The organism is Pseudomonas sp. Seg1, from assembly GCF_018326005.1.
Classification (GTDB): domain Bacteria; phylum Pseudomonadota; class Gammaproteobacteria; order Pseudomonadales; family Pseudomonadaceae; genus Aquipseudomonas.
This window is the reverse complement of sequence record NZ_AP021903.1, coordinates 2397063-2422366: the sequence shown is the minus strand read 5'-3', so window position 1 is coordinate 2422366 and position 25304 is coordinate 2397063. Positions and strand designations below refer to the sequence as shown.

23 protein-coding genes and 1 pseudogene are annotated in these 25304 nt (G+C 61.7%); 2 read left to right on the top strand and 22 right to left on the bottom strand.

Annotated features, from left to right (window positions below):
• The first annotated feature begins 67 nt into the window (after positions 1-67).
• Both relB and KI231_RS10745 read left to right on the top strand, forming a co-directional pair.
• The gene (relB, locus tag KI231_RS10750; protein ID WP_034152589.1) at positions 68-274 is read left to right on the top strand and encodes a type II toxin-antitoxin system RelB family antitoxin; all 207 of its coding nucleotides are present in this window, start codon (positions 68-70) and stop codon (positions 272-274) included.
• The gene (locus KI231_RS10745) at positions 264-548 is read left to right on the top strand and encodes a type II toxin-antitoxin system RelE/ParE family toxin (RefSeq protein ID WP_082341417.1); all 285 of its coding nucleotides are present in this window, start codon (positions 264-266) and stop codon (positions 546-548) included. Before relB ends, KI231_RS10745 begins: the two co-directional genes overlap by 11 nt.
• 76 nt (positions 549-624) lie before the next feature.
• Here the strand turns inward: KI231_RS10745 and KI231_RS29960 are convergent, their stop codons facing one another.
• The 22 genes and pseudogenes from KI231_RS29960 to KI231_RS10640 form a co-directional block, all read right to left on the bottom strand.
• Positions 625-843, bottom strand: a complete 219-nt coding sequence (locus tag KI231_RS29960; protein WP_034152590.1) for a hypothetical protein — start codon at positions 841-843, stop codon at positions 625-627.
• Between the two features lie 181 nt (positions 844-1024).
• Positions 1025-1395 (bottom strand): annotated as a pseudogene (locus KI231_RS10740) (DUF6124 family protein).
• Between the two features lie 1265 nt (positions 1396-2660).
• Positions 2661-3521, bottom strand: a complete 861-nt coding sequence (locus KI231_RS10735; protein ID WP_083368634.1) for a CsgG/HfaB family protein — start codon at positions 3519-3521, stop codon at positions 2661-2663.
• A 29-nt stretch (positions 3522-3550) separates the two neighbouring features.
• Positions 3551-3982 (bottom strand): curli assembly protein CsgF, encoded by a 432-nt coding sequence (locus KI231_RS10730; protein ID WP_064120104.1) that lies wholly within the window; start codon positions 3980-3982, stop codon positions 3551-3553.
• A complete protein-coding gene (gene csgE / locus KI231_RS10725; RefSeq protein WP_213028197.1) occupies positions 3979-4371 on the bottom strand; it encodes a curli production assembly/transport protein CsgE in 393 nt (130 codons plus the stop codon). The genes KI231_RS10730 and csgE overlap by 4 nt, the downstream gene beginning before the upstream one ends.
• Entirely contained in the window at positions 4368-4907 is a 540-nt protein-coding gene (locus KI231_RS10720) for a type II secretion system GspH family protein (RefSeq protein ID WP_213028196.1), read from the bottom strand. The genes csgE and KI231_RS10720 overlap by 4 nt, the downstream gene beginning before the upstream one ends.
• Complete coding sequence (locus KI231_RS10715; protein ID WP_064588154.1) at positions 4882-5256, bottom strand: type II secretion system protein; 375 nt, start codon at positions 5254-5256, stop codon at positions 4882-4884. Before KI231_RS10715 ends, KI231_RS10720 begins: the two co-directional genes overlap by 26 nt.
• A 4-nt stretch (positions 5257-5260) precedes the next feature.
• On the bottom strand, positions 5261-5734 hold the full coding sequence (locus KI231_RS10710) for a type II secretion system protein (protein WP_194934686.1): 474 nt from the start codon (positions 5732-5734) through the stop codon (positions 5261-5263).
• A 2-nt stretch (positions 5735-5736) separates the two neighbouring features.
• Positions 5737-7584, bottom strand: coding sequence for a secretin GspD/PilQ domain-containing protein (locus KI231_RS10705; protein ID WP_213028195.1), 1848 nt, complete (start codon positions 7582-7584; stop codon positions 5737-5739).
• A complete protein-coding gene (locus KI231_RS10700) occupies positions 7581-8099 on the bottom strand; it encodes a hypothetical protein (protein ID WP_213028194.1) in 519 nt (172 codons plus the stop codon). Before KI231_RS10700 ends, KI231_RS10705 begins: the two co-directional genes overlap by 4 nt.
• Positions 8099-8647, bottom strand: a complete 549-nt coding sequence (locus KI231_RS10695) for a GspMb/PilO family protein (protein ID WP_213028193.1) — start codon at positions 8645-8647, stop codon at positions 8099-8101. The genes KI231_RS10700 and KI231_RS10695 overlap by 1 nt, the downstream gene beginning before the upstream one ends.
• On the bottom strand, positions 8634-9179 hold the full coding sequence (locus KI231_RS10690) for a PilN domain-containing protein (protein ID WP_213028192.1): 546 nt from the start codon (positions 9177-9179) through the stop codon (positions 8634-8636). The genes KI231_RS10695 and KI231_RS10690 overlap by 14 nt, the downstream gene beginning before the upstream one ends.
• 1 nt (position 9180) lies before the next feature.
• Entirely contained in the window at positions 9181-9984 is an 804-nt protein-coding gene (locus KI231_RS10685; RefSeq protein ID WP_213028191.1) for a hypothetical protein, read from the bottom strand.
• Entirely contained in the window at positions 9965-11671 is a 1707-nt protein-coding gene (locus tag KI231_RS10680) for a GspE/PulE family protein (protein WP_213028190.1), read from the bottom strand. The genes KI231_RS10685 and KI231_RS10680 overlap by 20 nt, the downstream gene beginning before the upstream one ends.
• A gap of 81 nt (positions 11672-11752) precedes the next feature.
• A complete protein-coding gene (locus tag KI231_RS10675) occupies positions 11753-12283 on the bottom strand; it encodes a response regulator (RefSeq protein WP_103305790.1) in 531 nt (176 codons plus the stop codon).
• Positions 12284-12501: 218 nt separating this feature from the next.
• Positions 12502-13263: a peptidylprolyl isomerase gene (locus KI231_RS10670; RefSeq protein WP_213028189.1), complete on the bottom strand. Its 762-nt coding sequence runs from the start codon at positions 13261-13263 to the stop codon at positions 12502-12504.
• A gap of 15 nt (positions 13264-13278) precedes the next feature.
• Positions 13279-14829: an ABC transporter substrate-binding protein gene (locus KI231_RS10665; RefSeq protein ID WP_213028188.1), complete on the bottom strand. Its 1551-nt coding sequence runs from the start codon at positions 14827-14829 to the stop codon at positions 13279-13281.
• A 9-nt stretch (positions 14830-14838) separates the two neighbouring features.
• Positions 14839-15459, bottom strand: a complete 621-nt coding sequence (locus KI231_RS10660; protein ID WP_103305787.1) for an SCO family protein — start codon at positions 15457-15459, stop codon at positions 14839-14841.
• On the bottom strand, positions 15456-16106 hold the full coding sequence (locus KI231_RS10655; protein WP_213028187.1) for an SCO family protein: 651 nt from the start codon (positions 16104-16106) through the stop codon (positions 15456-15458). The genes KI231_RS10660 and KI231_RS10655 overlap by 4 nt, the downstream gene beginning before the upstream one ends.
• A 14-nt stretch (positions 16107-16120) precedes the next feature.
• Positions 16121-18043 (bottom strand): YncE family protein, encoded by a 1923-nt coding sequence (locus tag KI231_RS10650; protein WP_213028186.1) that lies wholly within the window; start codon positions 18041-18043, stop codon positions 16121-16123.
• Positions 18044-18635: 592 nt separating this feature from the next.
• A complete protein-coding gene (gene mnxG / locus KI231_RS10645; protein ID WP_213028185.1) occupies positions 18636-24467 on the bottom strand; it encodes a manganese-oxidizing multicopper oxidase MnxG in 5832 nt (1943 codons plus the stop codon).
• Between the two features lie 200 nt (positions 24468-24667).
• Positions 24668-25276 (bottom strand): lytic transglycosylase domain-containing protein, encoded by a 609-nt coding sequence (locus tag KI231_RS10640; protein ID WP_213028184.1) that lies wholly within the window; start codon positions 25274-25276, stop codon positions 24668-24670.
• Between the last annotated feature and the right edge of the window lie 28 nt (positions 25277-25304).

Sequence of the window (25304 nt, the reverse complement as noted above, 5' to 3'; positions counted from 1 at the left end):
CATCCAGACAGCGACGACATCGATACCGTTAACGAATAGACTTCGAGGCACCAAACCCGGAGGTTCCATGATCGACCCGTCTTTGATCGACCCACTGTGCCCGGTTGTTTCGGATCTTGATCCCGAGGAGCAGGCTGCAAGTTATGACCGTTGGTTTCGGGCCGAAGTACAGGCCTCTCTCGATGATCCGCGTCCGAGTATTCCCCATGAGCAGGTGATGGAGGAAATAAATGCCTTGATGGAATCAATGCGCAAAAGCGCTGATGCAGATTAAGTGGCGACCCAAGGCCAGGGTCGAACTCTCGAAAATCCTTAAGTACATTGGCGAGCGAAATTTTGTAGCGGCGACTGCACTTCACAAGTCCGTCGTAAAAACTACATCTGCGCTTTGTTGGCATCCACACCTGTATCGCAAAGGCCGCTCTCCCGGCACTCGAGAGATTGTCGTAAGCCCGAACTATCTCGTCGTTTATCAAGTGGCGGACCACATTGAGATTGTGAGCATCTTGCATGCGCGTCAGGAGTACCCTCGACGCGACCCCGGTTAAGATCGCTTCCTCGTCTCAACACAAGAAACCGTGCTTCCCGTGGAGGCACGGTTTTTTTTTGTATCTCAGTACTCAGTTAATTGAGATGAAATATGCGATTTATTGCAGCTCGAGCCTTCTTGCCGTCAGCCTCGTAAAGTCCCTGTAACAAAACCTGATCGTTTAACCGATGGAGGCGAAAATGGTTGTAGAAGGCTTGTCCCAATCGCTGGTTATCAAAAGAACCCATTTCCCACAGAACTGAGAATTCTGCATAGGCTGCGCTGTCGATTTCGAGTGGTGGTGAAAGGTCCATACGCTCCTCAAAAAATAGTTAGCCGTCAGGAAGCAGTAGAGTAGCCAAAATCGGCATTACGCTTTTGATCGTTCCCACGCTCTGCGTGGGAATGCCTCTCGGGACGCTCCGCGTTCCAACTCGCGAATTTGACGCAGAGCGTCAAGGGCTGCATTCCCACGCAGAGCGTGGGAACGATCAATCAGCCATCCTTCAACTCGACGTGATCCAGCGCTTGATTGACGGCGAGTTCGCCCAGCATGACGACTTGAGCGATGCCCAGTGCGGTTTTGCGCTGTGAGTTTTCCAGCGAAGCGGCGAAGTTGATGAGCATTTCGCTGGCCGAGCCGAGGGTTTCGCTGACGTTCGCGAGCAGGGATTCGGTGTTGTACCTGGGGTTGGCGAGGTACATGGGTTCCGGCTCGTTGGCGCTGGACATGATGTGGGCGGTGGGGTTGAGGTAGAAATCGAGGGCGCGGTCGGCGGCTTCGTGGAGTTTTTTGCTGTCGACGGAGGCGTAGGGGGATGTGGTGTTGGTGTCTGGTTCTGGGGGTTGGGTGTTGGTTTTTTCATGATTATTTACCCTGTATGACGGTTATAGCTGGCCCCCCATTCGGTTTCCAAGCGAATAGGTGGCAGCTGTACGCAGGTTGGAAACCCGGGACAGAGGCAACCCGGCAGACACAAGGTCTCCCACGCACAGCCGCCATAACAAAGTGCACACAGTGAAGGTGCGCAAGGATACGTTATGAATGGCGCTAGTGCGCTCTGTAGTTACTCGGGTTTCCACGCCCGGTCGCTGAATTGGCAGCGACGAACACAGGCTAGAGACCGGACGTCCGACGGACAACCTGAAAACATTGTGGGAAGGTTCTGCAAAATCGAAACAACCTTTAAACATTCCGAATTGAAATACGCATGTGTAGGAGCTGCCGCAGGCTGCGATCTTTGATCTTGATCTTGATATTCATCTTAAAAAATCAGAGTCAAAAGATCGCAGCCTTCGGCAGCTCCTACAGTGAATGTGTGCAACCGGCGGGAATTGGTCGGCTCGTAGATCGCCATCGCTGGCAAGCCAGCTCCCACAAGGATTTGGGTACATCCGCAATGGCAACTGAGTCTGAGAGATAGCTATCGCGAGCAGGCTCACTCCTACAATTGAATCGCGTTCTGTCAGCAAGAGATTGGTCGGCTGTAAGGCCGCCTTCGCGAGCAAGCCAGCTCCTACGAAGATCAAAAGCCGAGCACGCTGTGCTCCTCACCACTCAACAGGATGAGCGTTAGCTCGGCTGCAGCTCTTGATCTTGATCCACGGGCGACGTCGGAAGGCTGAGCGGAGGGATTGATACGGGCGTGGGAGCGCAGCGACCGTTTGGCGCAGCCAAACACAGCGAGAGGAGGTGCAGCGAAGCAAACCGTAGGCGCTGCGCCCGGATCGATCCCGGAGCGAAGGAACCCCGAGCCTCAGCGAGCGGGCCGCACGTAGGAGCAAGCCTTTTTGGTTACTTTTTCGGCGTCTGGAAAAAGTGACCCGCCGTAAGGGCGGAACCCTAGGTAGCCGTTGCCGCAGAAATGGATATGTACTCAGCCAGAAAGAACCCCACCGCCTGACAAAAAGCCTTCGCGAGCAGGCTCGCTCCCACAGTTGGAACTGAGTACATCTGCCAGAGATTGGTCGGCTATAAGGCCGCCATCGCTGGCAAGCCAGCTCCCACAAATTTCTGGTGCATCCGCAAAAGCATCAGCGTTTGAGAGATAGCTATCGCCAGCAGGGCTAGCTCCTACAGGTGGGAACCGAGTACATCGGCAAAACCTGGTCGGCCCGAAGGCCGCCACGTTCACTCGGCATCCGGATCAACCTTGTTCTGGCTCAAATACCGATTCAAAACATCATCCTGCCCAGGCGTAGAAGCGTCCCCCGCGACCTGCCACAACCGCCGCTCAATCCCCTGCGCCACCATATGCCCCACCGCCGCCTCAATCGCCGACAACACACACAACTGCGCCGGCTCATTCGTCGTATACCCAACCTCAGCCTCAAGCAACTTCTTGAACTCGATAAACTTGAAAATCCCGGCACTGCGCGCCACCGAATAAATCGTCTTACTGGTCATCACATTCGCCAACACCTGCCCGCTACGCACATCCACCGCACGCAAATTCACCGTCACCTGATCCACCCGATACTCACGCTGCAAATCGATCCCGAGATACCGCGCCCCTTCCCCACCGCTACGCACATTCGTGTCATAAGCGATGATCCCGCCCTCAAGCATCATGTTCGCCGCCTGCAACGGTGGCAGCTCACCCTGAATATTCACCGGCGTATTCGGCTTCTTCTGCGACGCGCGAATGATCTTGCGCTCGGTCAACAGGTTCTGCAGACCTTCCCGCTCCAACACCACAAACCAGCCACTGGCCTGCATAGCGTCCATCAACATCGACGCCGCGCCCTGGGTCACGCTGGTGGAAAACGAACTCGCTGGCGTCGGCTTGTACTGCCCGGTCTGATCACGGAAGCCGTACACCACCGCCATCAGCCGCCCCTTGGGGCGCGGCATCTTCAGCAAGTCGTAATAAGTCGAGGCCCTTGGAGTCAGGGTCGGGGTTTCGGTGTCCTGCTCGGCCGGCATCGGCTCACGCAGACTGCACCCTTGTAATGTCGCCAACATCAGCCCTAGCGCGATTAATTTTTTCATGTCCATCACTCCCCGGAACCGTCAGCCCGTCATGGGTTGAGGCCGTTCACCTGAATTTCCGAAACCTCACCGGTCGCTCGATCGGTCACTTCAATACTCAGTGCCCCGGAGTCGTCGATGACGTTGACGATAAAAGAGTCGGTGGACAGGCTCCCCGTGTTGCCAGTGGAGATGTTGTCCAGCAACTGCCCTAGCAGCCGCGATTGCAATTGACTGGTGAAGCGCTCCAGCGCCGAGGTGCCGGCCACGCTCGAACGGCTTTTCAGGTCCGGATCGTCGTGATCGTTTTGCGCCTGAGCGTTGTTGAGCAACCAAGTGCCGTTGAGCGGATTGCCGCCAAACGACGGGTTGACCGGCGTGTAGACCAGTTCAGTGGCCTGGACAGCGGCAGCGCTGGCGAGCCCGATCAACAACCCCGAGATCCACAATCCGCTGCGCCGTGAGAACGTTGTGCTGTTCATAGTTCGTCCTTCTCAAGGTCGGTGGTGTCCTGCAACAGAGCCTCCAGCTTGCGCTGGACTACCTGGCGTCGAACCCAGTCGGCGGCCGCATAGGCCTCGTCCTTCAGTTCCACGGTGTTCGGCGGCAGGAAGCGCCGATACACCAGGCGTTGCTGATATTCCACGGTCACCAGGCTGCCCCAGCGCGCGTCGGGACGCTCACGCACTACCAGGTTGAAATCCATCGGGCTGGTGTCACGCAGGCGTTCACTGAACGAGTAGTAAAAGTCGTGGCCGATGTGCGAGATCGTGTCGTCGACGATGAAGCCCATCATTTCGTCTTCTTCACCGGCATTGGCGCAGCACGCCGCAACGGCGAGGACCAGCGCGCACCACCATTGGCGAGTCATGGCTGCAACGCCTGCGGCAGACTCGACTGGCCTTTCGCCGGGCCATTGGTGCCTTCAAGAAAGGCCTTTTCGGCAACAAACTGCCAGTCCGAATAACGCTGCATGCCTTCGAAATCCGACCACTGCGTCGGGAAGTCCGCCTGCTTCAATGGCAGCTCGATCGACGGGCTGTTGAGGCCAGTGATGCGTCCGTCGAAACCGCGTTGCAGCGCCCATTCACCCTGACCGATCGGGTCCAGATAGAGCTGACGCAAGTGATGTTTGGCCTCGGGAAAACGCTGATCGTCGAGCAGGTCCACCAGTTCTTTCGGGTACTGCGCCAGCCCCGGCGAACTGCGGTAGTAGCTGCGCAACGCCTGTGCGTATTGAGTACCGACCCAGAGCAACTGGCGCTCCCGGTCACGGCGCGAGGCGGTCGACCACAACTCGCCAGCACTGGCCAGGCCCATGCCCATCACCACTATCAGGAACAGCACGCCCAAGTAGGTGAAGCCACCCTGCTGCGCGCGGTTACCACTCGGCATACTGGCTGCCATCACGCGCCCTCCCGGTAGCACCGCTTTTGATGTCGGCCACGCCACCGGCGACGCCGTCCGGTGGCGCGATCAGCACCCACTGGTCTTTGCGTTCGGTGATCGGGTCCAGTGGTGCGCTGCGCAAGTAACGTTGTTCGATCAGTTGTTCAATGGAATCGGGGTAGCGGCCGGTGTCGCCGTAAAAGTGATCCAGCGCCTCACGCATCGCCGACAGGCTTTGGCGCAGCGTGGTTTCCTTCGACGCTTCAAGGCTGTTGAAGTAGCGCGGCAGCGCGATGGTCATCAGCGTGGCGATGATCGCCATCACCACCATCAGCTCCAGCAAGGTAAAACCTTTTTCCCGGCGCATGAGTTCACCACTCGCGGTAGGCGATGCCGTTGAGGCCCTTGCCCCGGGCGTGGGAGTAGACGTCGAACACGTCCTCGCCATCGCGCGGGTTCTGAGCCGAACTGTTGTAGGCGCGTACGCCCCAACCCCCTTCATCGTCACGTTTGGCCGGCACCAGCGGATCGCGCGGGATGCGGCGTAAAAAGTAGAACTTGGCGCCCTTCGCGCTGCGCACATCGCGCACGCCTTCGACCAGCACTTTCAGGTTCGGCGGGTAGCCGCTGCTGTTCAGCGACTTCTCGATGTAGCCGGCATCGAACGCGCGTTTATAGGCGTCGATGGCATCGCGAATCTGATACAGCGCGTTGCGCAATTCCTGCTCCTTGCCACGCCGCACCAGGGTTTCGGTCAGGGGCGCGGCCATGCTCGCCAGCAGGCCGATCAGGGCCAGCGTCACCACGACTTCGATCAGGGTGAAACCGCGTTGGGAGGCGTTCATGATCAAGGCTTCTCGACAGTGACGCGGGTGGTGGCCACGGCCGATTCACCGACTGCACGCGGCTGCGCGGCAGGCGATGGCATCACGTAACTCTGCGAGCGATCCGGGGCCTGGATGTGCATGCTGGTTTCGGTGCCGGTGGAGAACTCCATGTCTGACGGGCTCTGGTATGGCAGGTTGCGCACGATCCGTGGAGTGATCGACAGCACCAGTTCCGATTTGCCGATGGTGTCTTTGTTGCTGCCGAACAAGCGGCCGAGTCCGGGAATGTCCCCCAGGCCGGGAATCTTGTTGCCGGTGGCGCCATGATCGTTGCGCACCAGCCCGGCGAGGATCTGCGTTTCACCGTCGTGCAGACGCAGCGAGGTTTGCGCATTACGGGTGTCGACCTGCACCGGGATCGTGCCCTGGCGGGTCGGCTCCAGCGGCGTGGCGTTACTCACCTCCAGGGCAATCTTGATCGCCACTTCGTTGTTCAGGTGCACAGTGGGCGTCACTTCCAGCTTCAGACCGACATCCAGATAGGTCACGCTTTCGGTGATCACCGGCCCCTGTGTCGACGGCACCGAGGTCGCGCTGATGATCGGCACGCGCTGACCAATGTGAATGCGCGCCTGCTCACGGTTGCTGACGCGAATCACCGGGCTGGCGAGGGTGTTGATGTCGTTGTCCTGCGCGTTGATCTTGGCTTGCGGCGACGGGCCAATGGAGATGCGATCAGAGTTGATGCCCTTGAGTTGCCCGAGCAGCGTGACCGGCGAACCATCGGAGTTGACCACACCGAAGGTGCTCGGCCATTGCAGACCGAGGTCGAGAATGCGCTGAGTGGCGACTTCCATCACCTCGACTTCGAGCACCACTTCCGGGTTGGACTGGTCTTGCGATTGCAGGAGCTTTTCCGCCATGCGGATCGCGTCTTCGGTGTCGCGCATGGTCAGGGTGTTGAGGCGCTCGTCGACGAACACATCGCGGGTCTTGAGCATGGTTTTGACCATGTTCAGCGCGGTGTTGGCGTCGATGCTGGTCAGATAGAACGTGCGCATCACCAGTTCCTGGTAATCCTTCACTTTCTGTGGCGAGTCCGGGTAGATCAGCAAAGTGTTTTCGTTCACCACTTTCTGGTGCAACTGGTTCTGTTGCAGCAGCAGGGTCACGGCGTCTTCGATGCGCACGTCACGCACGAAAATCGTCGCTTTCATGTCCGGGCGCAGGTCTTTGTCGAAGATGAAATTCAGTCCGGCGACTTGCGACAGCACTTCAAAAATGGTCTTCAGGTTGGCGTCACGAAATTCCAGGGTCACCGGACGATCGAGCTTGGTGCGCAGTTGCGGATAAGCGATCACGTTGCGGCTCTGCACCAGACGAATGTTGCCTTGCAGCTCCAGCGCGCCTGCGTTGGCCGGGTCGAGTTCGAGGATCTGTTTGACCTGGCGATCCGCGCCGTAGATGTCGCCGCGACGCAGGTCGCCACGGGCCAGTTCGAGTTTCTCGTCCATGGTGCGCAGGTATTCCAGCTGTTTCAGGGCATCCTGGGCGCGGCGGTTGTTCGGCTCGATGGTCAGCACGCGCATGTAAGCGGTGCGCGCCGAAGCAAAGTCGCGCCGCGAACGGTCAGTGTCGCCGGCCGTCAGTAACGACGTGATCGCTTTGGCGCGGCCGCTGTTGAGCAGCAGGTGCAGTTCGGTGTCGCGAGGATTCTCACGCAGACCTTCCTCGATCCGGGCCAGTCCCGCCTCGTACTGACCCTGTTCAATCAGGTCGGCGGCTTCCTTGTTGGCCACCTGCGCAGAGCTGCACGCGGCCAGCCCGGCGCACAGGCCCAGGCTCATCAGCAAACGGGAACGGTTCATTGCGTACTCCCCACAGACAAGGTCTGCGACAAATGCAAAGGCAGGTAAACCAGGCTCAATTCCAGATCGGAAATGCCGGTGATCTTCCAGGTGTCGTCGATCACATCCCCGTTGCGCACGACGTAGATCTTTTCGCCGTTCTGCAAAAACACTTGCAGGTCGCTGCGGTCATGCAGCCGGCCGACGAACTGAAACGGCACCGGTGGCAGGCTCGGGGCTTGCACCACTGTGGCCGGGTTGATCGCTTGTTCGGTGACCGTGGCCAGGGTCGGCGCGGCCTTCCAGGATTTCGCGGCGAACAGGTCGCCGGCCGGGCTCAGGTCCTTGATCGGTAAGTCCTTGGCCTTGGCGTTGCTCGCCGGCAGCGCGCCACGGCTGGCGGTTTTGGCCGGGGCGGCCACCGCCACTCCGTTGGAATCGGCGTCATCACTTGGCGAGAAATACTCCGGCAACCATGCCAGCGCCGCCGCCACGCCGAAGAACGCCAGCCACCCTGTCACGCGCTTGGTATTCATCACGACCTCGACAGGTAAAGGGTCATACGGATCCGGCCATTGAGGTCGGTGTCGCCAATCTTCTTGCGTTGCAACTCTAGGTCTTCCACCACCACCGCCGGCAACTGGCCGAGCAAGGCATGGAGGAAGCGGCGCAGTTGCGGGTAGGTGCCGCGTACCGGCAACAGGATCTGATAGCGCGCCAGATGGGTTTTCGGGTCGACGCCGAGGGCGTATTCACCGCGCGCCAGGGTGATGTGTTCTTGCGCTGCGAGTGCGTAGATGCGGTCGATGGCGACGGTGGCTTGCGGCTGCGCCGGGAGTTTGTTGCGGAAGTCGTCGAGCTGCCGTTGTGGGACCACCGGCGGCGCGATGCTGCCGTCTTCAACCTTGGCCAGGTATTCGGTGGCCTCCTGAGTCTGCTGGCTCAAGTGCTGCAACGATTGCCAGCCCGGCAGCAAACCACCGAGCGCCCAGGCCACCGCAACCAGCAGCAGCGCCAGCCCGGCGAGGCCCGGAATGCCGAGGCCTTGCAGGTATTCGTGGACGATCAGTCTAGGGATTCGCATCGCCAATCTCCCAGGTCGCCGACAGGTTGAATTGCACCGGTTGTTCCGGCGATTTGACGACGATTTCATGGCTGAGCAGCGAGACGTCCGACAGCTCGTCGCTGGCTTCCAGACGCTTGTGGAAGTCGAGCATCGCTTGCAGATCCCGCGCTTCGGCGCTGATGCGCACTTGGCCTTTGCGCGCATCCGGGGTCAGGGTCAGCAGCGCGACGTCATCGCGCGGCATCGCTTCGAGCATGGCGAACAGGCGTTCCCACGGGCGGCGCAGTTGCTGCGAAACCTTGCGCATCTCGGCGAGGTTCTGCGCCTGCTCGCGGGTTTCCGCCGGGCTCAATGCGCTCTTGGCTCCGCTGTCTCCGGTGAGCTGGCGCTGGGTGGTTTGCAGGTGGCCCTGTTGTTGTTCGGTGTGCGCGTCGAGGTGCTGTTGCACACCGAAGCACAGCAGCGCCAGCAGCACACCGCCGCCGAGCAGACTCCAACCCAATGGGCCGGAACGTGGTCGTGGCTGGAAGTCGAGATTGAGCGCGCGCATGTCAGGCCACCGCCCGGGACATGACGTACAAGCCGTCACGCACGGTCATCGAGTCGTCTTCAAGGGTGCGCAGTTGCACACCCGCCACGTCCGGCTGCGCATCGAGGCGCGCCGGCGCATGCAGATACACGTTGAAGGCGCGTTCGCTGGTCGAGGCTTGCAGTTGCCGTTCGCGACCGATCAACGCGCTCAGCGCCACATCGCTATCACTGCCGCCGACGGAACGCACGCCGGCCCAGCGCCCTTCCCTCGCCAGCAACAACACGCTGCGTTGCGGCTCGGCGACGACGAACAGGAAGTCGCCGGCATCGAGGCTTTTGTCGAAGCGGTTGAACGCCGCCATCAGGTACGGCTGCACCGAACGCAGGCGCAAACCGCGACCGCTGACCAGCGTGCGCAGGCGTTCGAGCAAGTCTTGCGGCAAGGCGCTGGCGATGCGGTCGTAACCGGCCGGCTCAGCAGACAGCACCAGACTCCACGGTTGGGTCGGCACGCCAAACAGGTCTTCAAAACACAGCTGAGCAAAGCCGCGCTGTTCTTCAGGGCTGCTGATCTGCGCGCTCCATGGCACCAGGCAGAAGCGGCTGAAGTGCCCGGAGATGACCACGCTCAACTCGGCACTGGCACGGGCGTGTTCACCGAGCAGGCGGTCGAGGGTATCCAGCGCCACCGCGTAGCTCTGGAAGCCTTCGTCGATGTAGCCGACGCTGCCCAGCCACAGGGTGTCGCTGCCGCGCCGCTGACCAAGGCCAACACCGCTGGCGCCGAGCACGGCGACAAAACGCTCACGCGATAAAAGTGACACGATTGATCTCCTCCAGCGTGGTGCGGCCTTGTTCCACCAACTCCAGTGCCGATTCGCGCAGCAGGCGCAAACCACGGGCGCAGGCCAGGGCTTTGATCTGGGTAATCGGTTGGCGCTCGACGATCATCTGGCGCAGTTCATCATCGAGATGCAGCAGCTCGGCAATCGCCGTGCGCCCGCGATAACCGCTGCCCCGGCAGTGGCCGCAGCCTTTGCCGTGGACGAAGTGGTAGTGATCGACTTTCTGCGGATCGAGGCCCGAGGCGCGCAGTTCTTCATCGCTCGGATTGACCGGCGCGCTGCAACTGGCGCACACCAGCCGAATCAAGCGCTGGGCGAGAATCGCGTTGAGCGCCGAGACCAGGCTGTAGGGGTCGATTTCCATTTGCGTGAAGCGGCCGATGACGTCGAAGACGTTGTTGGCGTGGATGGTGGTAAATACCAGGTGACCGGTAAGTGCCGATTGCACGGCGATCTGCGCGGTGTCCGGGTCACGGATTTCGCCGACCATGATCTTGTCCGGGTCGTGGCGCAGGATCGAGCGCAGGCCGCGGGCGAAGGTCAGGCCTTTTTTCTCGTTGACCGGGATTTGCAGGACCCCCGGCAATTGATACTCGACCGGGTCTTCGATGGTGATGATCTTGTCCACGCCATGGTTGATCTCGGTGATCATCGCGTACAGCGTGGTGGTCTTGCCGCTGCCGGTCGGGCCGGTCACCAGCACCATGCCGTAGGGTTCGGCGGCGAGGCGGCGCAACTGGCGCAGGGTTTCGTCTTCAAAGCCCAGCGCCTGCAATTGCACGCCGCAGACCTTGTCGGCCAGATCCTGTTTGTCGAGGACACGCAGCACCGCGTCTTCGCCAAAGATGCTCGGCATGATCGATACGCGGAAGTCGATCTGGCGACCGCTGATGCCGATTTTGAAGCGACCGTCCTGCGGCACGCGCTTCTCGCCGATGTCCAGTTCGGCCATGACCTTGACCCGCGAAATCACCTGCTCGGCGAACTCGTTGCCCTGGACTTTGCTGATGTTGTTGAGCACACCGTCAATGCGGTACTTGATCACCAGACCTTGGCCGGTGGTGCCGAGGTGGATATCGCTGGCGTGCATTTTCAGCGCGTCGTAGAGGGTCGAGTTGACCAGTTTCACCACGCTGCTGGCGTCTTCGCTGATGCTGGTCAGCGACAGGCTTTGCAGGGTGTCGGTTTCGCTGTGGGTGTCGCCCTGGGCGTTCAGCGATTCGACGGCGTGGAAGCTTTCTTCGTGGCGGGCCAGATAGGCCTTGAGGTCATCGGCGTGGACCAGATGCAGCGGCGCGCCGTGCAGGCAATCGTCGATCCAGGCCAGGCGCGCCGGGTCGAAAGGGTCGGCAAATACACCGATGACTTCGTCGTTGTGGCGCAGCAGGATGAATTCACGTTTGAGGCATTGTGCGAGGGTGACGCGGTCGAATACCGGCGTCGCTTGAAACAGGCTGTCGGTGTCGAGCACCGGGTAATGCAGGGTGGCGCCGAGGGTATGAATGAACGGCATCGGCGCCAGTTCACAGAGCACGCCGAGGGCTTCAAGCACGCGTTCGCCGGAGGTGGCGGCCCGCGCCCGGGCCTGGGCAAGCTGCTCACTGGAAAAGCGCTCGGGGGCACTTGCGGCCGGCAGCGGTTCGACGACAACGGACAGACGTTCCATGGCTTGCTCTCCAACCGGGGCTCAGAGCCCTGTCGGCGCGGCAAACCTTGGCGGCAAGTGCCGGAACGTCTGATCGCGCCATTACTCCCCGGTGAGCATTTGATCGTCGTCCGGTGCCATGGCGTACGCCTGTTTTCGGCGATCCGCCAACACCCAACTACCATCGTACAACTGCAACGGGAAGCTCTCGGTCCTGCTCTGGCGTCGTTCGACAAACCCTTCGGATGGGTTGGCACCGGGTTTCGCTTCACGCTTGATGCCCAGAAGGTCGCAGACCGCCCGCGCCAGTTCCGCCAATGGAAACGGTTTGAACAGGATGTGGCTGACCCCCAGTTGCCGCGCCCGCTCACAGACTTCAGCGGTCGGGTGACCCGTTATCAGCACAAAATGGCACGTCCTGTTCTGGCGGACCGCGTCGAGCACCTCAAAGCCTTCCATATCGGGCAAGCGGTAATCGAACACCAGCACGTCGGGGGCAAAGGTTTCGGCAATGCCGATCGCCGTCGCTCCGTCATGTGCAATCCGGACGTCCAGCCCCTGCGCCTTCAGATAATCCTGAAGGTTCTGTGCAAGCAGCTGTTCGTCTTCGACAACCAGTACTTTGTTAACCAAGGTCGACTCCTTGAAACCGCAGGTCCGATGACCCTGCCTTGAGAGTGCGCCTTACCAGGGGTAACGCACACTTCATGCCAGGCTGAGCGCCGGTAAATTTAAGTCTTCATGTCCTTGAATTTCATGACAATGCCCGCTCGTCCCGGTACCCCGTTCCCCAGAAACGGGGAAGCACCTGAATGGGCAAAGAAGCCATTCCCCACTATTGGGGGGAACCTTCAATCGTCGTCAATTCGTTCGATCCTGTTCTGCGCCCGTAATTGCGCGAGCACCTGGCGACGAGCCTGGGTCTGTTGCTGTCGGGCGAGCTCTGCCCTGACTGTGTCCAGCCCCTGCAAATCTGGGACATCGGTTTCCTCCAGGTGGTTCGGCAAATAAATCACATGCCAGCCGAACGGTGAACGTACCGGGTGGCTGGCAAACGTCGCACCGCTGACAATCGAGGCGCGCATCTGCATCAAGCGTAGACGCGCTGCCGTCACTGTGGCCGCATCCGCTTGTGCGGGCACGCGGATCAACAGGTGCCGGGGTTGCAAGGTGTTGGCCCGGATCAACTCGGCGAACATCTGCTGGGCGGCCAGTTCGCGGCGGGTGTATTCGGTGAAGGAGGCTTCGTCGAAACCGGCGTCCTGCAAGCGCCGGAGGAATTTGTCCGGGCCACCGATGGCGCTGCGGGTTTGCTCGATTTGTTGGCGCACCACTTGATCGCCAATCTGCACGCCGCGCTTTTGCGCTTCCTGCCACAGCAGCTCTTTGTCGATCAGCGTTTGCAGCGCCGCCTGACGCAGCTGTTTGTAGGCCTTGGGATTACGAATGTTCGCCACGGCGCGGCCCTGATCTTCCAGGTATTCAGCGAAAAACCGTTCGAAGCGAAATCCAGAGATTTCCTCGCCATTGACCCGCGCCACGGCGGGCTCGTTATTGGCCCACGCCACCGGGAGCCAGCAGGTCAGCAGCAACAACAGCGTTGTGAGCTTCATGGTCGGGGCCTCCGTTCAGGGGCTGACAATAATCGGTTTATAGGGCGCGACCAGATAGAAGCGCTGATCCGGCAGATCCAGTGTGACCACATGCGCGCCGCTCAAACCCAGGCGCCGCCCGGGGCCGAAACTCAGACGCGGAGTCAGGCCGGTGTCGAAGTCGTGCAGGCCCTCCAGCGCCGCCACCAGTTTTTCCCGACTGGCGTCGCGACCGGCCTGCTTCATGCCTTCGCTGAGCAGCAGCATCGAGGCATAGGCGCCGACTTGCAGCACCGCGTGCTGGGCACCGAGGCCTTGACCTTCGCGCAATAACGTCAGGGCCATGCGCCCGGCCTGAGTCCAGTCGCTGGGCACGAATGGATAGGCGAGAAACACCCGCCGGGTGAACCCGCTCGGCACTTGCAACAGATCGCCGGCCACCTGACTCGACGCGGCAAACAGGTACGGCACCTGCCCGGCGCCTTGCAAGCGCGTCGCCAGACGACTGAAACCGCCGCCACTGCCCAGATAAAAAACCGAGCGCGAGCCCAGTGGCAACGCATCCGCCGAGGAATCCCAGGTTTGCAGATGGACGTTCTGCCAGCCGTGGCTTCGCAAGTACTGATCCAGGATTTGCGCCGTTTGTACCTGTGCCGGATCTTCCGGATAGGCAATCAGCGTTGGCCCTTGCAGCACACGCAGGCTGGCCGTGGCGTAATCGGCCAGTGCGATCAACTGCTCACGCAAGCCTGGCAATGGCTCGAATATCTGCGGACTGGCCTGCAGGGTGCCGAGGATCGACATCGGCCCGATCAGCGGCACGCCGGCCTGTTCCAGACGCGGCCCGAGTTCGCTGTCGAGGGCCGGCGCCAGCGGTGCGATCAAGGCGAACACTTGTTCCTGCTCGATCAATTGCTGCAAGGCGTGCTCGGCACTGGCGCGATCCGGGCCGGGGTCGATCACCGTCAGGCGCAGTTGCCGGCCATGTATGCCGCCGGCCTGATTGATCCGCGCGACGCTGCCGTTGAGAACCGCCGCCACCGTCGCGCCCTCCTCGGCCAGCGGCCCCTGGCTGGGCAGCAACGTGCCCAGGTGCAAGGTCTCGGCGTCGAGGCCGGGATCGCGCTCATCGGCCAGGCGTTTGAGGTAAGCGGTGAGGTTGCGCTGATCCTTCATCGACAGCAGAAAGCGCGGCATGCTCGGGTCGAGGCGATTGTGGCCGGGGTCGCGGCCCTGCTCAATGGCAATGGCCAGCGAGCTTTCGCTGTAGGCCGGATAGCTGCGGCCGTTGACCTGCTGCTGGCCATACGTGCTGGTCAGCCGCGCCCAGTTCAACTCGGGTGGACGCACGCCGCCCTCAGGTCGACCGAGGCCATCGGCGCCGTGGCAGTTGGCGCACGGCAGGCTGGTCGCTGGCAACAACACATCCGCCGCGCCCACCCGCGCCATGATCGCTTCACCGCTGGCCGACAAGCCTTGGCGGTACAGGCGCTTGCCCGCCGCCTCCTGCGCAGTCAACGGCACAGCACTCGCGCCAAGGCTGACGCCAGCGAGCAGGATCAGGGCGAGAGCGCGGCCGGATTTCATGGCGCGGACTCAGCGGCCGGCCACGGGCATTGTCAGCAACTGCAAGCGCTGGGCAATGGCGGCGGCCGGGGCATCGGGGCGGATTTTGCTCCAGCGTTTATTGGCGACATCGCCGACGATCAACTGCGTGGAGTGTTGCTCGGGCGTCGGCACGATCTGGCCGATGCGGCTCAGTACCAGGTCCATCTGCGCTTTGTCACCGGTAAGAAAAAGCCAATGAGGGTCATCGGAACCCTGCTTCAAGGTGTAAGCCTTGAGCACCGCCGGCGTGTCGCGCAGCGGGTCACTGGTAAGGGAAATGAAGGTGATGTCCTGCGCCTTGTCGCCCAGCAGCTCGCGGACTTCCTTGAGCTTGCGGGTGATCAGCGGGCAGGCATCGTTGCAGCTGGTGAAGATCACGTTGAGCAGTACCACGCGGTTGTGCAGCGCGTCGCTGTAGAAGCGCAGGGTTTCGCCGTTCTGATCCTGCAACGGCGTGTCAGTGAACCAGGTTTTCGCGTCGTGGGTGCCTTTGGCCGGCGCGGCAGCCACAGCGGCTGGCGGTTCAGAGACATGGCCTTCGTGAGCGAACGCGACGTTACCGAGAATCCAGAAACACACGGTCAGGGAGATCCAGTCGAGCAGTCTCATGGTTGTTGCTCCATGGCGATGGCGGTGTGTTTGGCGTGGGTGCGCAGGCCGCTGAGTTTCTCGACTTCCTTGGCCAGCAGTGCCGGGTCGGTGAAGCCGTAATAGCGCATCCAGTGCCGGCTATCGCCGTCGCCGACGAGGATCAGCGGCTGATGGTTCTTGAGGTCGCCACTGAAACTGCCGAGGCCCTTGAGGGTTTCATTGATCGATTGTGGCGAGCCGGTCAGCCAGCTCCAGCCCGGCCCGCACTGGAAGGTGCGCGCATAATCCTGCAGGCGTTTCGGGTCGTCGCGCTGCGGATCGACGCTGATCGACACCAGTTGCACTTCGTTACCGACCCGTGCGCCGAGCTGTTTTTGCACCTTGCCCATGATCGACGAGACCACCGGGCACACCGTGGTGCAACTGGTGTAGATGAAGCTCATGACGACGATTTTGCCCTGCACCAGGTCTTGTTCAAGGCGCACGGTTTTGCCGTTCTGGTCGAGCAGCGGCACGTTGGCGAATTTCACCTGAGCATGTTCCTGGCTATTGCTGGCCGGGGCCTTGTGCCCGGCGTGTTCGTCTGCCGAATGGGCCTGGACTTGCTGGAGGCCGAGGCTCAACAGGCACAGGGTCAGCAGGCCACTGGATGCAAATCGGTTCATGTCGAAACTCCTCTTCAACGGGCCAGGCCGGGGGCTACCCGAACACTGGCAAAGGTCTTGTCATCGAAACCAGCGCCCAGCGATGCCGCACGCACATGCAGGTACCAGGCGCCGCTGCGGTCGAGGGTGATTGGCGCTTCGTACACGCCGTCGGCGACTTCCAGCGCCGCCACTTCACGCGGATGCGAGGTGGGCGCGAGGTAGTAGCGCAGTTGCACGTCTTTGACGCCGCTGCGCTGGGTTTTGTCTTTGCCCTGCACGATGCGAAAGCGCACGACGTAGGGGTCGTTGAGCGCGACGGCAGTCTTGTCGAGGAGGAACTCGACTTTCGGCTGACCGAGGTGTTTTAGCGGTTTGCCGTCAGGATCAATCTGCGCGGTAAAGCAATGAATGATGTTCGGCTGGTTGAGCAGGAACGCCACATCGAAGCGCCCCGCTGCCGGCAGTTTCACCCGCGCGCTGTACAGCCCCGGCGAAACCTCGCGCAAGCTGCGGTCGATGACCATGGCGGCACGGGCGATCTGGCCACGGTTGGGGTAACCGGACATCGGCGCGTTCATGCCTTCGGCGTAGAAGTAGGTGGTGTTGTCGACCGGGTTGACCACGAACACCGCGTTGTCGTCACGCGACACCGCCAGGCTTGAGGCCAGCGGCAAATCCCCGGCCATACGCGGTGGTTGCGGGCCGGCTTCGAAGCCCTGACTGATTGGCTGGCGGCCTTCGCCGAGGGAGGACAGGTTGATCATGGTGACTTTCGGTGAAGCGAGTCCGCGGATGTAGGCGTAGGCCTGGGTGAACACCACTTGGTAGGGATCGGCGGAAACATCCAGATCATGGATGGCGCTGTTGGTCGCGGCATCAATGATGCTGGCGCGGTTTTCCACGGTGTTGAGCACTACGCCGAAGCGGCCGTCGGCGCTGAAGCCCATCGGGCCGAGGCCTTGTTGCAACTGGATCACTCGGCGGATGGCGTGAGTGCTGGCATCGATCACTGTCACGGTGCCGTCCTTACCGTCGGCCACATAAACCGCGCCGGACAGTGGTGAATAGGCGACTGACAGCGGATGAGCGCCGGTTTTGATCTGCTGGACGATATTCAGGCTGGCGATGTCGATCACGCTGACGGTGCCGTCGTCGCGGTTGCTGACGAAGGCAAAGCGGCTGTCCTTGCTGAAGCTGATTTCGTGGTGGCCGCGCCCGGTCTTTAAATGTTTGAGGGGCTTGAAGCTTTGGCTGTCGATCACCGTGACGCCGGAGTCTTCGGCTTTGCTGGCGTTGTTGCCGACCCACAGCAGGCGTTCGTCCGGTTGCAGCGCCACGCGCACCGGTTGGCTGCCAGCGGCAATCGAGTCGATGACTTTGAATTGCTCGCTGTCGATCACGGCGACTTCACCGGCCGTCGGCATCGAGACGAATACGCGTTTGTTGTCTTTGGGCGTGACCCAGTCCATCGGCGGTTGCTTGAGTTCAATGCGCGCCAGGGTGCTGGTGATACCGCCGACCGACACCGACGGATCGACCACGGCGATGCTGGCGTCGCGGTTCATCACCAGCAGGAAATAGCTGTTGAGGTCGAGCAACGGTCGCGCGCCGATGTTGGATTTGAGAAACACCCCGACCCGGGCCTTGCAGCTCTGGTCACGGCCCTGGGCTTGATCGGCGGCGAGGGTTTGTGGATCGACCCAGGCACCCGGCGCCACACCGGACAACGGCTGGCCGGAAGCGCTGTCAGTGACGCGGAACTGCACATCGGCGAATTCGCCTTCACGCAGTTTGCCGTCGGCGGCCAGTGGCTTGAGATTGAAATCCACCGCCACGCCGTCACGGTTCAGCGTCTGACCGGCCCCGGTTTGCGCCAGCGCAATCTCACTCAGCGTCAGCAACGCCCCGGCCAGGGCCAGCGTGCAAATACCGATGATGTTGATGATCCTGTTCATAGCACCCTCCCCTGTAACATTCACTTCCAACCACTGCCGCCCTCACTGCCTACCCTCACCCCTCTGGAGGAGTGAGCCTGCTCGCGATGGCGTCATCCGCCTCACCATCCGAAACCGAGTTGTCCCGATCGCGAGCAGGCTCACTCCTACATAGGATTTGCATGCATCCCACCCTCTTCATTGCCTACCATGCCCCCCGGTGGGAGCTGGCTTGCCAGCGATGGCGTCCGTCCTGTCACATCAATGGCGCCTGTGCCGCCGTCATCGCTGGCAAGCCAGCTCCCACAGGTTTTGCATTCCTACCGCACGCTCACTGCCCACCACCGATCCCTGTAGGAGTGAGCCTGCTCGCGATGGCGTCATCTGCCTCACCATCCGAGATCGAGTTGTCCCGATCGCGAGCAGGCTCACTCCTACATGGGATTTGCATTCATCCCGCAACCTCACTGCCCACCGCAGACCCTGTGGGAGCTGGCTTGCCAGCGATGGCGTCCTTTCCGTCACATCAATGGCGCCTGTGCCGCCGTCATCGCTGGCAAGCCAGCTCCCACAAGGATTTGCATCCACAGGCATGTTGTCGTTGCACCTGCTTCTACTGCCCCTGCGGCGCCGGTTCCGGTTCATTGGTCACGCGCAGCAATCCCCACAAACCGGAGGTGTTGCCGTAGGCCGCGTAGTCACGGAACAGGTAGTCCCCCGGGATCGCATTGCTGCCGCCGGCGCTGGGGATCATGAAGCTGAAGTGCGCGGCCGGCAGGATGCTTTCGTGGGCGCCGATGTACATCGACATCGGGTTGTAACCGAAGCGCACCGAGCCGACGCCCGGCGAGCCCATCGGATAACCACCGGTGTCGCTCTTCTCGGCCTGGAACGGGTTCACCGACCAGACATGCCCGTCGAGCTGGAACGTGGTGCCGCGACTGCCGCCGCTCGGCATCAGGATGTGCGTGCGCAACGGTTGGCCCGGCTTGGCATAGAGCACCGGCGTCTGCGGATCGCCGCCCACCAACGCATTGCTGTAGGCCATGTGCGCATTGCTCATGTCGCCGTAACCCGCGCCGTCGGCATGCCCGAACGGTGCGTCCGGAGCGAGGCCGAAGCGATACCACAGCGGCTCGGTCTTGTAGTTGATCGCCATGCTCGAGTTGTCCTGCGGATCGGTCGGCACGCCGAAGCCCTCAGCGGCAATCCCCTCCACCGGCCGGCCATTGGCCCAACGGGTGTTCAACGCCTTGTGCCAGACCATCGCGAAGTCGCGGTAGCTGGTTTGCCCAGGTGCCGTAACCGTAGCGTTGACCTTGCGCGCATCGTCAACCCAGGTCGCGCCGATCGGCAGGATGCTCATCGCCCCGCCAAGACCTTTTTGCGGTTGCTTGATCACGTCCGCCGGGGTGATGTTCAAGCCGCCAAACTCCACCGCCGTCGCGTTGATGTTGTCGACGCTGCGGCCCAGTTGCGTCACCGGTTTGCCTTCGCGCTCCAGATGCCCGGCGTAGTACTGATAGGTACGCGTCGGGTACGCGCCGCTGTTGCCGACACGCGGTGGCACGGTCTGGATCGGGTTGGCGCCGACGTTAGCGCCGTCGGATTTGGTGATGTCGTAGGCCAGCAGTTGCGCGTGCAGGCCTACGTGGCTGGACGGCCGCATCAGGTTGTTGCTGAAGGTGGTCGAGCCCAGACCGCTGTTGCGATCACGCTTGACCATGCCTTGCATCACCGCGGTTTGGGTCAGGTCAGGCATCACGCTTGGCAGACGGTTTTCCAGGGTGATGTTGATGCAATCCCCCGCAGCTGCACGCAGCACCAGTGGTTCTACCGGGATGCCGGGTTTGAGCTTGCCACTGAGCGGATCCAGATCGGATTTACGCACGTACAGGATCGCAGTCGGATCATGCAACGGCCCACTCTGCCCGCCGATGGTGATGGTTTCGCCATCCTCCGGATCGGTCACGGTAACTTGTGGAATGCTCACCGTGCGCGAGTTCAGCACCAGGGTGCCGCCCGCCGGATTGAGCGGCCCGCCGACATGCTGACCGAGCCCTTCCGGATCGCCGATGGTCAGGCCCAGCGCATTGCCGAGAATGTCATTGGCCAGCGCCGCGACCACTTCATAGTTACGCTGCACCGTTGGCCGGGTACCGATGCCATTGGGATTGGCACTGATCCGTGGGCAACTGCCCTCGAACGCCACGGTGTTGCGCATGCCCGCCGGGCTTGGGTTGTTGGGGATGGCGAACAGATCACTGCGCTTGGCGGTGTAGTTGCGCATCACCCCCCAGATACCGCTCCAGTAGCCTTCGATCGAAGCGTCCATCGAGTAGAGATAGTCGCCCGTGGTCGCGGCGGCGCTGGAGAGCATCGACACCGGCGCAATGAAGCCCATCTGCTCGGAGATGCCGATCATCTGCGACGCGCGCCAGCCAGAGTTGGAGCTGTTGCCGAAACCGGAACCGCTCTGCAGCCATTTCACGCCGTGCAGGGTGACGTTGTGCTCTTCCTCATGGCCGCCGGCATGCACCCGCAGCCGCACGTTGTCGCCGGTATAGGTGCGCAGCATCGGCGTGAACGGATCACCGGGTTCGGCGCCGCCCTTGTTGATGTGCGGCGGGAACAGCGTGGTGCCGCCGGTGGGGCCGGTCGCCGAGGTGAGCAGATTCGGCGCCAGGTTCATCGCCGGAATTGCCCGGTCGGTACGGCTTTGCATGGCGAACGATAGATCGCCGCCGAGGCCGTCGGCCTGCATGCCGCGCTTGCCATCCGGGCCAACCTTGTTCGGGTCGTACACGCGCAGGGCCAGCGGTTCGTTGCGATAGTTGACGACGAACATCCCCGGATCATCCACCGAAATCGCCTGCGGACATGGCCGGCTCGGGCAGCCCGGAACCTGACCGCCCTGCACTTCCAGCACCCCTTCAAGCAGGTTGCTGGCGTTGTTGCGCACTGGCGGATTGATCGCGTAGCGGAAGCTGTCGGCGGTGGCCGGGAACGCCTGCGCATTCGGCACACCGTTAGGACCGGCCCCCACATAGACGCCAGCTTCATAGGCGTGCTGGAAGTCGCTGTACTCGAGGAAGAACTCGCGGAAGCTGTCGTTCTTGCCGTCGCCATCGAGGTCGCCGGTGTTGATTACCGCTTGCCACGAGGTCGGGCCGCCGTCCTGGCGCGCACCGCTATAAAGAGGTTCGCCGGTTTCGGCGTGGAACCAGGTGGAACCGGCCGGTTCGGCCAACACGGTGGCGTACAGACCAATCTGCTGGTGCGTCGATGGGCCTAAGTGGTCGTGGGTGAAGATGGTGCCGAGGCCGCGATCGACGCCTTTGGCGTTGACCACCGGATCGACGAACCAACGTTGCATCGCCGTGCGCGCACCGAGCCAATCGGCGCGGCCATACTGGCCGAAGAACGGATGGTTTTTGGCTTTCGGGCAGGCCTGGGTGCCGTCACGCGGATCAGTACCGGCGCACTGGTTGAACTCACGGATCGCGTGAATGCGTTCCTGCACGGCGCCGGGCGAGAGCACGCCGTCCTCGTAGTTCCAGCCGTTGGAAGAGCCGTCCGCCGAGGTCAGATCCCACTTCGGCAAGTGGATGTGCTGGCCGATCACATCGGTCGGCGTGCGCACCTGATAGTCGTCCATCTCATAAGTGGCCGGCACCAGGTTGGTTTGCTGGTATTGCACGCAATCGAAGGTATTCATGCGCATCACCAGCGGCTCTGGCGGACGCTGTTTGGTGATCACCGGCCAGGCGTCTTCCCACAGCGCGAGAATGCGCGCCTGCGGGAAGTGATAACCGACTTTGTTGTACACCGCATCAAACTGGATGTTGGCGGCTTTGTAGATGCGTGGGCGGTCGGCGGTGAAGGTCGAGGCGCCAACAAAGGACATGCCGTCGATGCGCTCACCGCTGGCGAACTCGCCGCTGCCGGCGTTGCTGGTCAGGCGTTTTTGCCGATCATCCATGCACGGCTCGTAGTACGGCGCGCCCGCCATCGGCAAGGCACCGTTGGTGCGGAACGCCTTGGCCACCACTTGATTGCCGGGCAGCAAGGCATAGCTTGGGTGATCTTTTTTCGCGTGGAAAGCCATCGCGGCCTGTTCGACTTCGGTGCCTTCTTCCGGCAGGTAAATCGGTTTGGCGCGGGTGACTTCCTTGGAGAAGTCCAGCGAAGTGGTCACGGTGTGTGCCTCGCCACCGGCCGCGACGCCGTCGAGTGCGTGCCGCTGCAAGCCGCCATCCCAACCGCCGGACTGTGCCGGGTCGAGGTTGGCCCACAGCGCTTTGCCGCTGGCCTTGAGCGATTGCGCGGTGGCGGCGTCGAGCATGTCCAGTGGCGGCGTTGGCGGACGCTGGCCCACGGAGCTTTCCATGCCGCCAATCCAGAACGGATAGCCGGGGTTTTTCAGGCTGCCGTCGGCATTTCGGTTGGCTTCACTGCGATCGACCAGCGCCAGCGAGCCGATGGCTTGACCGGCAGCGTTGCCGCCATGGTGTTCACCGTCATCATCGCCCTCTTCTTCGTCATCGTCGTCATTACCGGCGACCAGGGTTTCACCGATTTTCGGCACCACCACCACTTTGCCGGGCATCGGCGCCATGGCTTTGCCAGGCAGCGGAACAATGGCCGGAATCGGTGTACCGGCGACGATTTCACCATCGGGCAAGGCCCGTGCTCCGGCAGCCGGTTTGCCGCTGCGCAAGGCAAACGGTTCGCGGTGATAGCCGTCGGCGCCCTGCTGCGAAACATCGAGGCGGGTGCCTTCTTCAAACACATCGTGGACCCGCCACATGGCCCACATGCCTTGGGCGAAGTGCGGATAGAAATGGCAGTGATAGATCGCATCACCGGCCACGCGGTTGCGGTTGCCCGAACCACCGTTGGCGATTTCATAGGTATAACCGGCGCCCGGCCCGATCCCTTGGGCGTCGACGTAATCGGAGTTGTCGTCGTTGGGATTGAACAGCCACTGATGGCCGTGCAGGTGAAAGATGTGCTGTTCGTGGCCATTGTGAGTATTGCGGAATTTGACGAAGTCACCGATGTAGCTGTGGTTGACGTTCGACGGCTCCGACGGATACAGGGCCATGGTGGCTTTGACACCGATCTGATCAGCGCGCGGGGTCTGGCCGGGGGCGATGTTCTCAAGCCCGGTGTTGGCCGGCACATCCACCAGCATCGCCACATCGCCGACGGTGTGGGAACTGAGGAAGAATTCTTCATAGGCGCACGACAGGCAATCGTGCATCGGCCCCACGCCCAAGCGGTTGGCGACCACTTCGGCGCCCATGCCGCCGGAGCCGTAGTTGATCATGAACGAGTCGCGGGTCGGCTCCAGCACATGGGCCATCACCGGATCGGCCCAGTACGCGGGGAACGCTTGGGTGGCAGCGGTTTCATCCTGGAACTGCGAAGCGAAATCGCGGAACGGTTCCAACCGGTTGGGGATCGCCGGATTGCGTTTGCCCATTGATTCCAACGGATAGGTACTGGACGGGAAACTGCCGTCGGCGTTGCTACCCATGACAATCGCATCGCTTTCACTGGAAATGATTTCACTGCCGTCCACCATGTTGATGATCGGCGTGCCGGCCTTGCCTTCGCGCAACCACGGTTCGCGTTGCGGGTAGCGCGCCTGGTAGTCGACGATGGGTTGGCCGGCCGGTGTGCGGCCGGTGGTGGCGAGGCGCATTTCTTCTTCGGTGAGGGTGTTGCGATAGCTGCGACCGCCCTTGGGCAGGACGACGACCTGGCCGAACAGGCCGTTGGCAACGTTGCCGGCCGCGCCCTCGCCACCAAAAGTCGCGCCACGGCTGCTGACGGCAAACGCGCCTTCGCGTTCGGCGAACAAGGTGTAGGAACGGCTCGCGCCCGGTGGCACCAGGCTGTTGGCGTTACGCCCGGTGAACGAGGAAATGTCATCAATGCTGTTCACCGCTTGCAGGCCGTTGACCTGGAAACCGACATGACGGTCAGCCACTTGCTCATCAACTTTGAAGTCTTCGGCGCCGTTGGCGTTCTCGGCGCCCTCCTCTTCGCCCTCGTTTTCAAAGTGCTTGTTCGGGTTGGCCTGATAGTCGAGCAGGTTCTGCAGATTGATCGTCAGGCAATCCCCGGCGGCCACGCGTAGCACCAATGGCCGTGGACGCTTGTCCGGGCGCAGCGAAACTTTGCCCGGCACCGCAGCGCCACCGTAAGCCAGCGACTGCTCATGTTCATCGACCACATCGCGGCGCAGGGCGAACATCATGCCGTTGATGTTCTGCGCACCGAGGCGGTTGAACATCAGCGGTTGATCGAAGGCGACGACGTTGGCCACCAGGTTGCGCTCGCAACGTACGGCCGCGCCGGCCAGCTCGACGCTGAGCATCGAGGCCAGAATCAGCAGCCAGTTGAGCAGAGACGGAGCGTGATGAATGCCAACCATGATCAGTAACCTCGTAGTGGGTGCTCTTGGGAACACTTCTCGACAAATGCCTCGGAGCAATCCCTGTGCCACAAAAAAATGCATTAACGTTCAGCTAGTTACCGCAACGACTTGAGAATCCGGGGGATATTCCCCACCCGTTTCCCCCACATTTCGGGCCTTATCGGTTTGCCCCGAAAGTGGGGAAAACCGGGTTGGGCTCACAACGGCGCATCCATCGCCAGGCCCTGCAAACGCCGGTACTGACGCAATACATTCGGCACATAACGCTGGGTTTCAGCGAACGGCGGAATCACCCGGCCACGGCTGAGCACCGCGTCCGGCCCTGCGTTGTAAGCCGCCACCGCGAGGGCAATGTCGTTGTCGAACAGGGTCATCAGGCGCTTGAGGTATTTGGCCCCGCCCTGAATGTTGGCCTTGGGGTCGTAGACGTCCGTTACACCCAGCTCGCGTGCGGTGTCGGGCATCAACTGCATGAGCCCGCCCGCGCCTTTGGCTGAGGTCGCGCCGGGGTTGTAATGCGACTCGGCGTTGATCACCGCGTGCAACAGCGCTTCGGGCAATTGATTGGCCGTGGCCGCCGCCGACACCAGTTCCGCGTAGGGCTGGTTGGCGATCATTTGCGGTTGCTGATCGAGGCTGCCCACAGGCATTTCAGCTTCGTGGATCACCCGTTCGTACGTGCGTCCGGGCCGGTGGACGTTGGACAGGACATAGCTGCCCTTGGCGTCCACGGAGATGAATACATCGGCTTGCACGGCACCGCTGAGCAGCACACAACCGAGCAATCCGCTGGCGAGAAATTTCATGTCGGGCCTCCCCGGATCGACCCCGATA

Excerpts from the sequence above, each read along its gene's own strand:
- KI231_RS10715 (WP_064588154.1), bottom strand. The coding sequence starts at position 5,256 with ATGCGCCGGGAAAAAGGTTTTACCTTGCTGGAGCTGATGGTGGTGATG.
- mnxG (WP_213028185.1), bottom strand. The coding sequence starts at position 24,467 with ATGGTTGGCATTCATCACGCTCCGTCTCTGCTCAACTGGCTGCTGATT.
- KI231_RS10650 (WP_213028186.1), bottom strand. The coding sequence starts at position 18,043 with ATGAACAGGATCATCAACATCATCGGTATTTGCACGCTGGCCCTGGCC.
- KI231_RS10655 (WP_213028187.1), bottom strand. The coding sequence starts at position 16,106 with ATGAACCGATTTGCATCCAGTGGCCTGCTGACCCTGTGCCTGTTGAGC.
- csgE (WP_213028197.1), bottom strand. The coding sequence starts at position 4,371 with ATGACTCGCCAATGGTGGTGCGCGCTGGTCCTCGCCGTTGCGGCGTGC.
- KI231_RS10695 (WP_213028193.1), bottom strand. The coding sequence starts at position 8,647 with ATGCGAATCCCTAGACTGATCGTCCACGAATACCTGCAAGGCCTCGGC.
- KI231_RS29960 (WP_034152590.1), bottom strand. The coding sequence starts at position 843 with ATGGACCTTTCACCACCACTCGAAATCGACAGCGCAGCCTATGCAGAA.
- KI231_RS10745 (WP_082341417.1), top strand. The coding sequence starts at position 264 with ATGCAGATTAAGTGGCGACCCAAGGCCAGGGTCGAACTCTCGAAAATC.
- KI231_RS10690 (WP_213028192.1), bottom strand. The coding sequence starts at position 9,179 with ATGCGCGCGCTCAATCTCGACTTCCAGCCACGACCACGTTCCGGCCCA.
- KI231_RS10680 (WP_213028190.1), bottom strand. The coding sequence starts at position 11,671 with ATGGAACGTCTGTCCGTTGTCGTCGAACCGCTGCCGGCCGCAAGTGCC.
- KI231_RS10670 (WP_213028189.1), bottom strand. The coding sequence starts at position 13,263 with ATGAAGCTCACAACGCTGTTGTTGCTGCTGACCTGCTGGCTCCCGGTG.
- KI231_RS10720 (WP_213028196.1), bottom strand. The coding sequence starts at position 4,907 with ATGGCAGCCAGTATGCCGAGTGGTAACCGCGCGCAGCAGGGTGGCTTC.
- KI231_RS10700 (WP_213028194.1), bottom strand. The coding sequence starts at position 8,099 with ATGAATACCAAGCGCGTGACAGGGTGGCTGGCGTTCTTCGGCGTGGCG.
- KI231_RS10735 (WP_083368634.1), bottom strand. The coding sequence starts at position 3,521 with ATGAAAAAATTAATCGCGCTAGGGCTGATGTTGGCGACATTACAAGGG.
- KI231_RS10665 (WP_213028188.1), bottom strand. The coding sequence starts at position 14,829 with ATGAAATCCGGCCGCGCTCTCGCCCTGATCCTGCTCGCTGGCGTCAGC.
- KI231_RS10660 (WP_103305787.1), bottom strand. The coding sequence starts at position 15,459 with ATGAGACTGCTCGACTGGATCTCCCTGACCGTGTGTTTCTGGATTCTC.
- relB (WP_034152589.1), top strand. The coding sequence starts at position 68 with ATGATCGACCCGTCTTTGATCGACCCACTGTGCCCGGTTGTTTCGGAT.
- KI231_RS10705 (WP_213028195.1), bottom strand. The coding sequence starts at position 7,584 with ATGAACCGTTCCCGTTTGCTGATGAGCCTGGGCCTGTGCGCCGGGCTG.
- KI231_RS10640 (WP_213028184.1), bottom strand. The coding sequence starts at position 25,276 with ATGAAATTTCTCGCCAGCGGATTGCTCGGTTGTGTGCTGCTCAGCGGT.
- KI231_RS10710 (WP_194934686.1), bottom strand. The coding sequence starts at position 5,734 with ATGAACGCCTCCCAACGCGGTTTCACCCTGATCGAAGTCGTGGTGACG.
- KI231_RS10730 (WP_064120104.1), bottom strand. The coding sequence starts at position 3,982 with ATGAACAGCACAACGTTCTCACGGCGCAGCGGATTGTGGATCTCGGGG.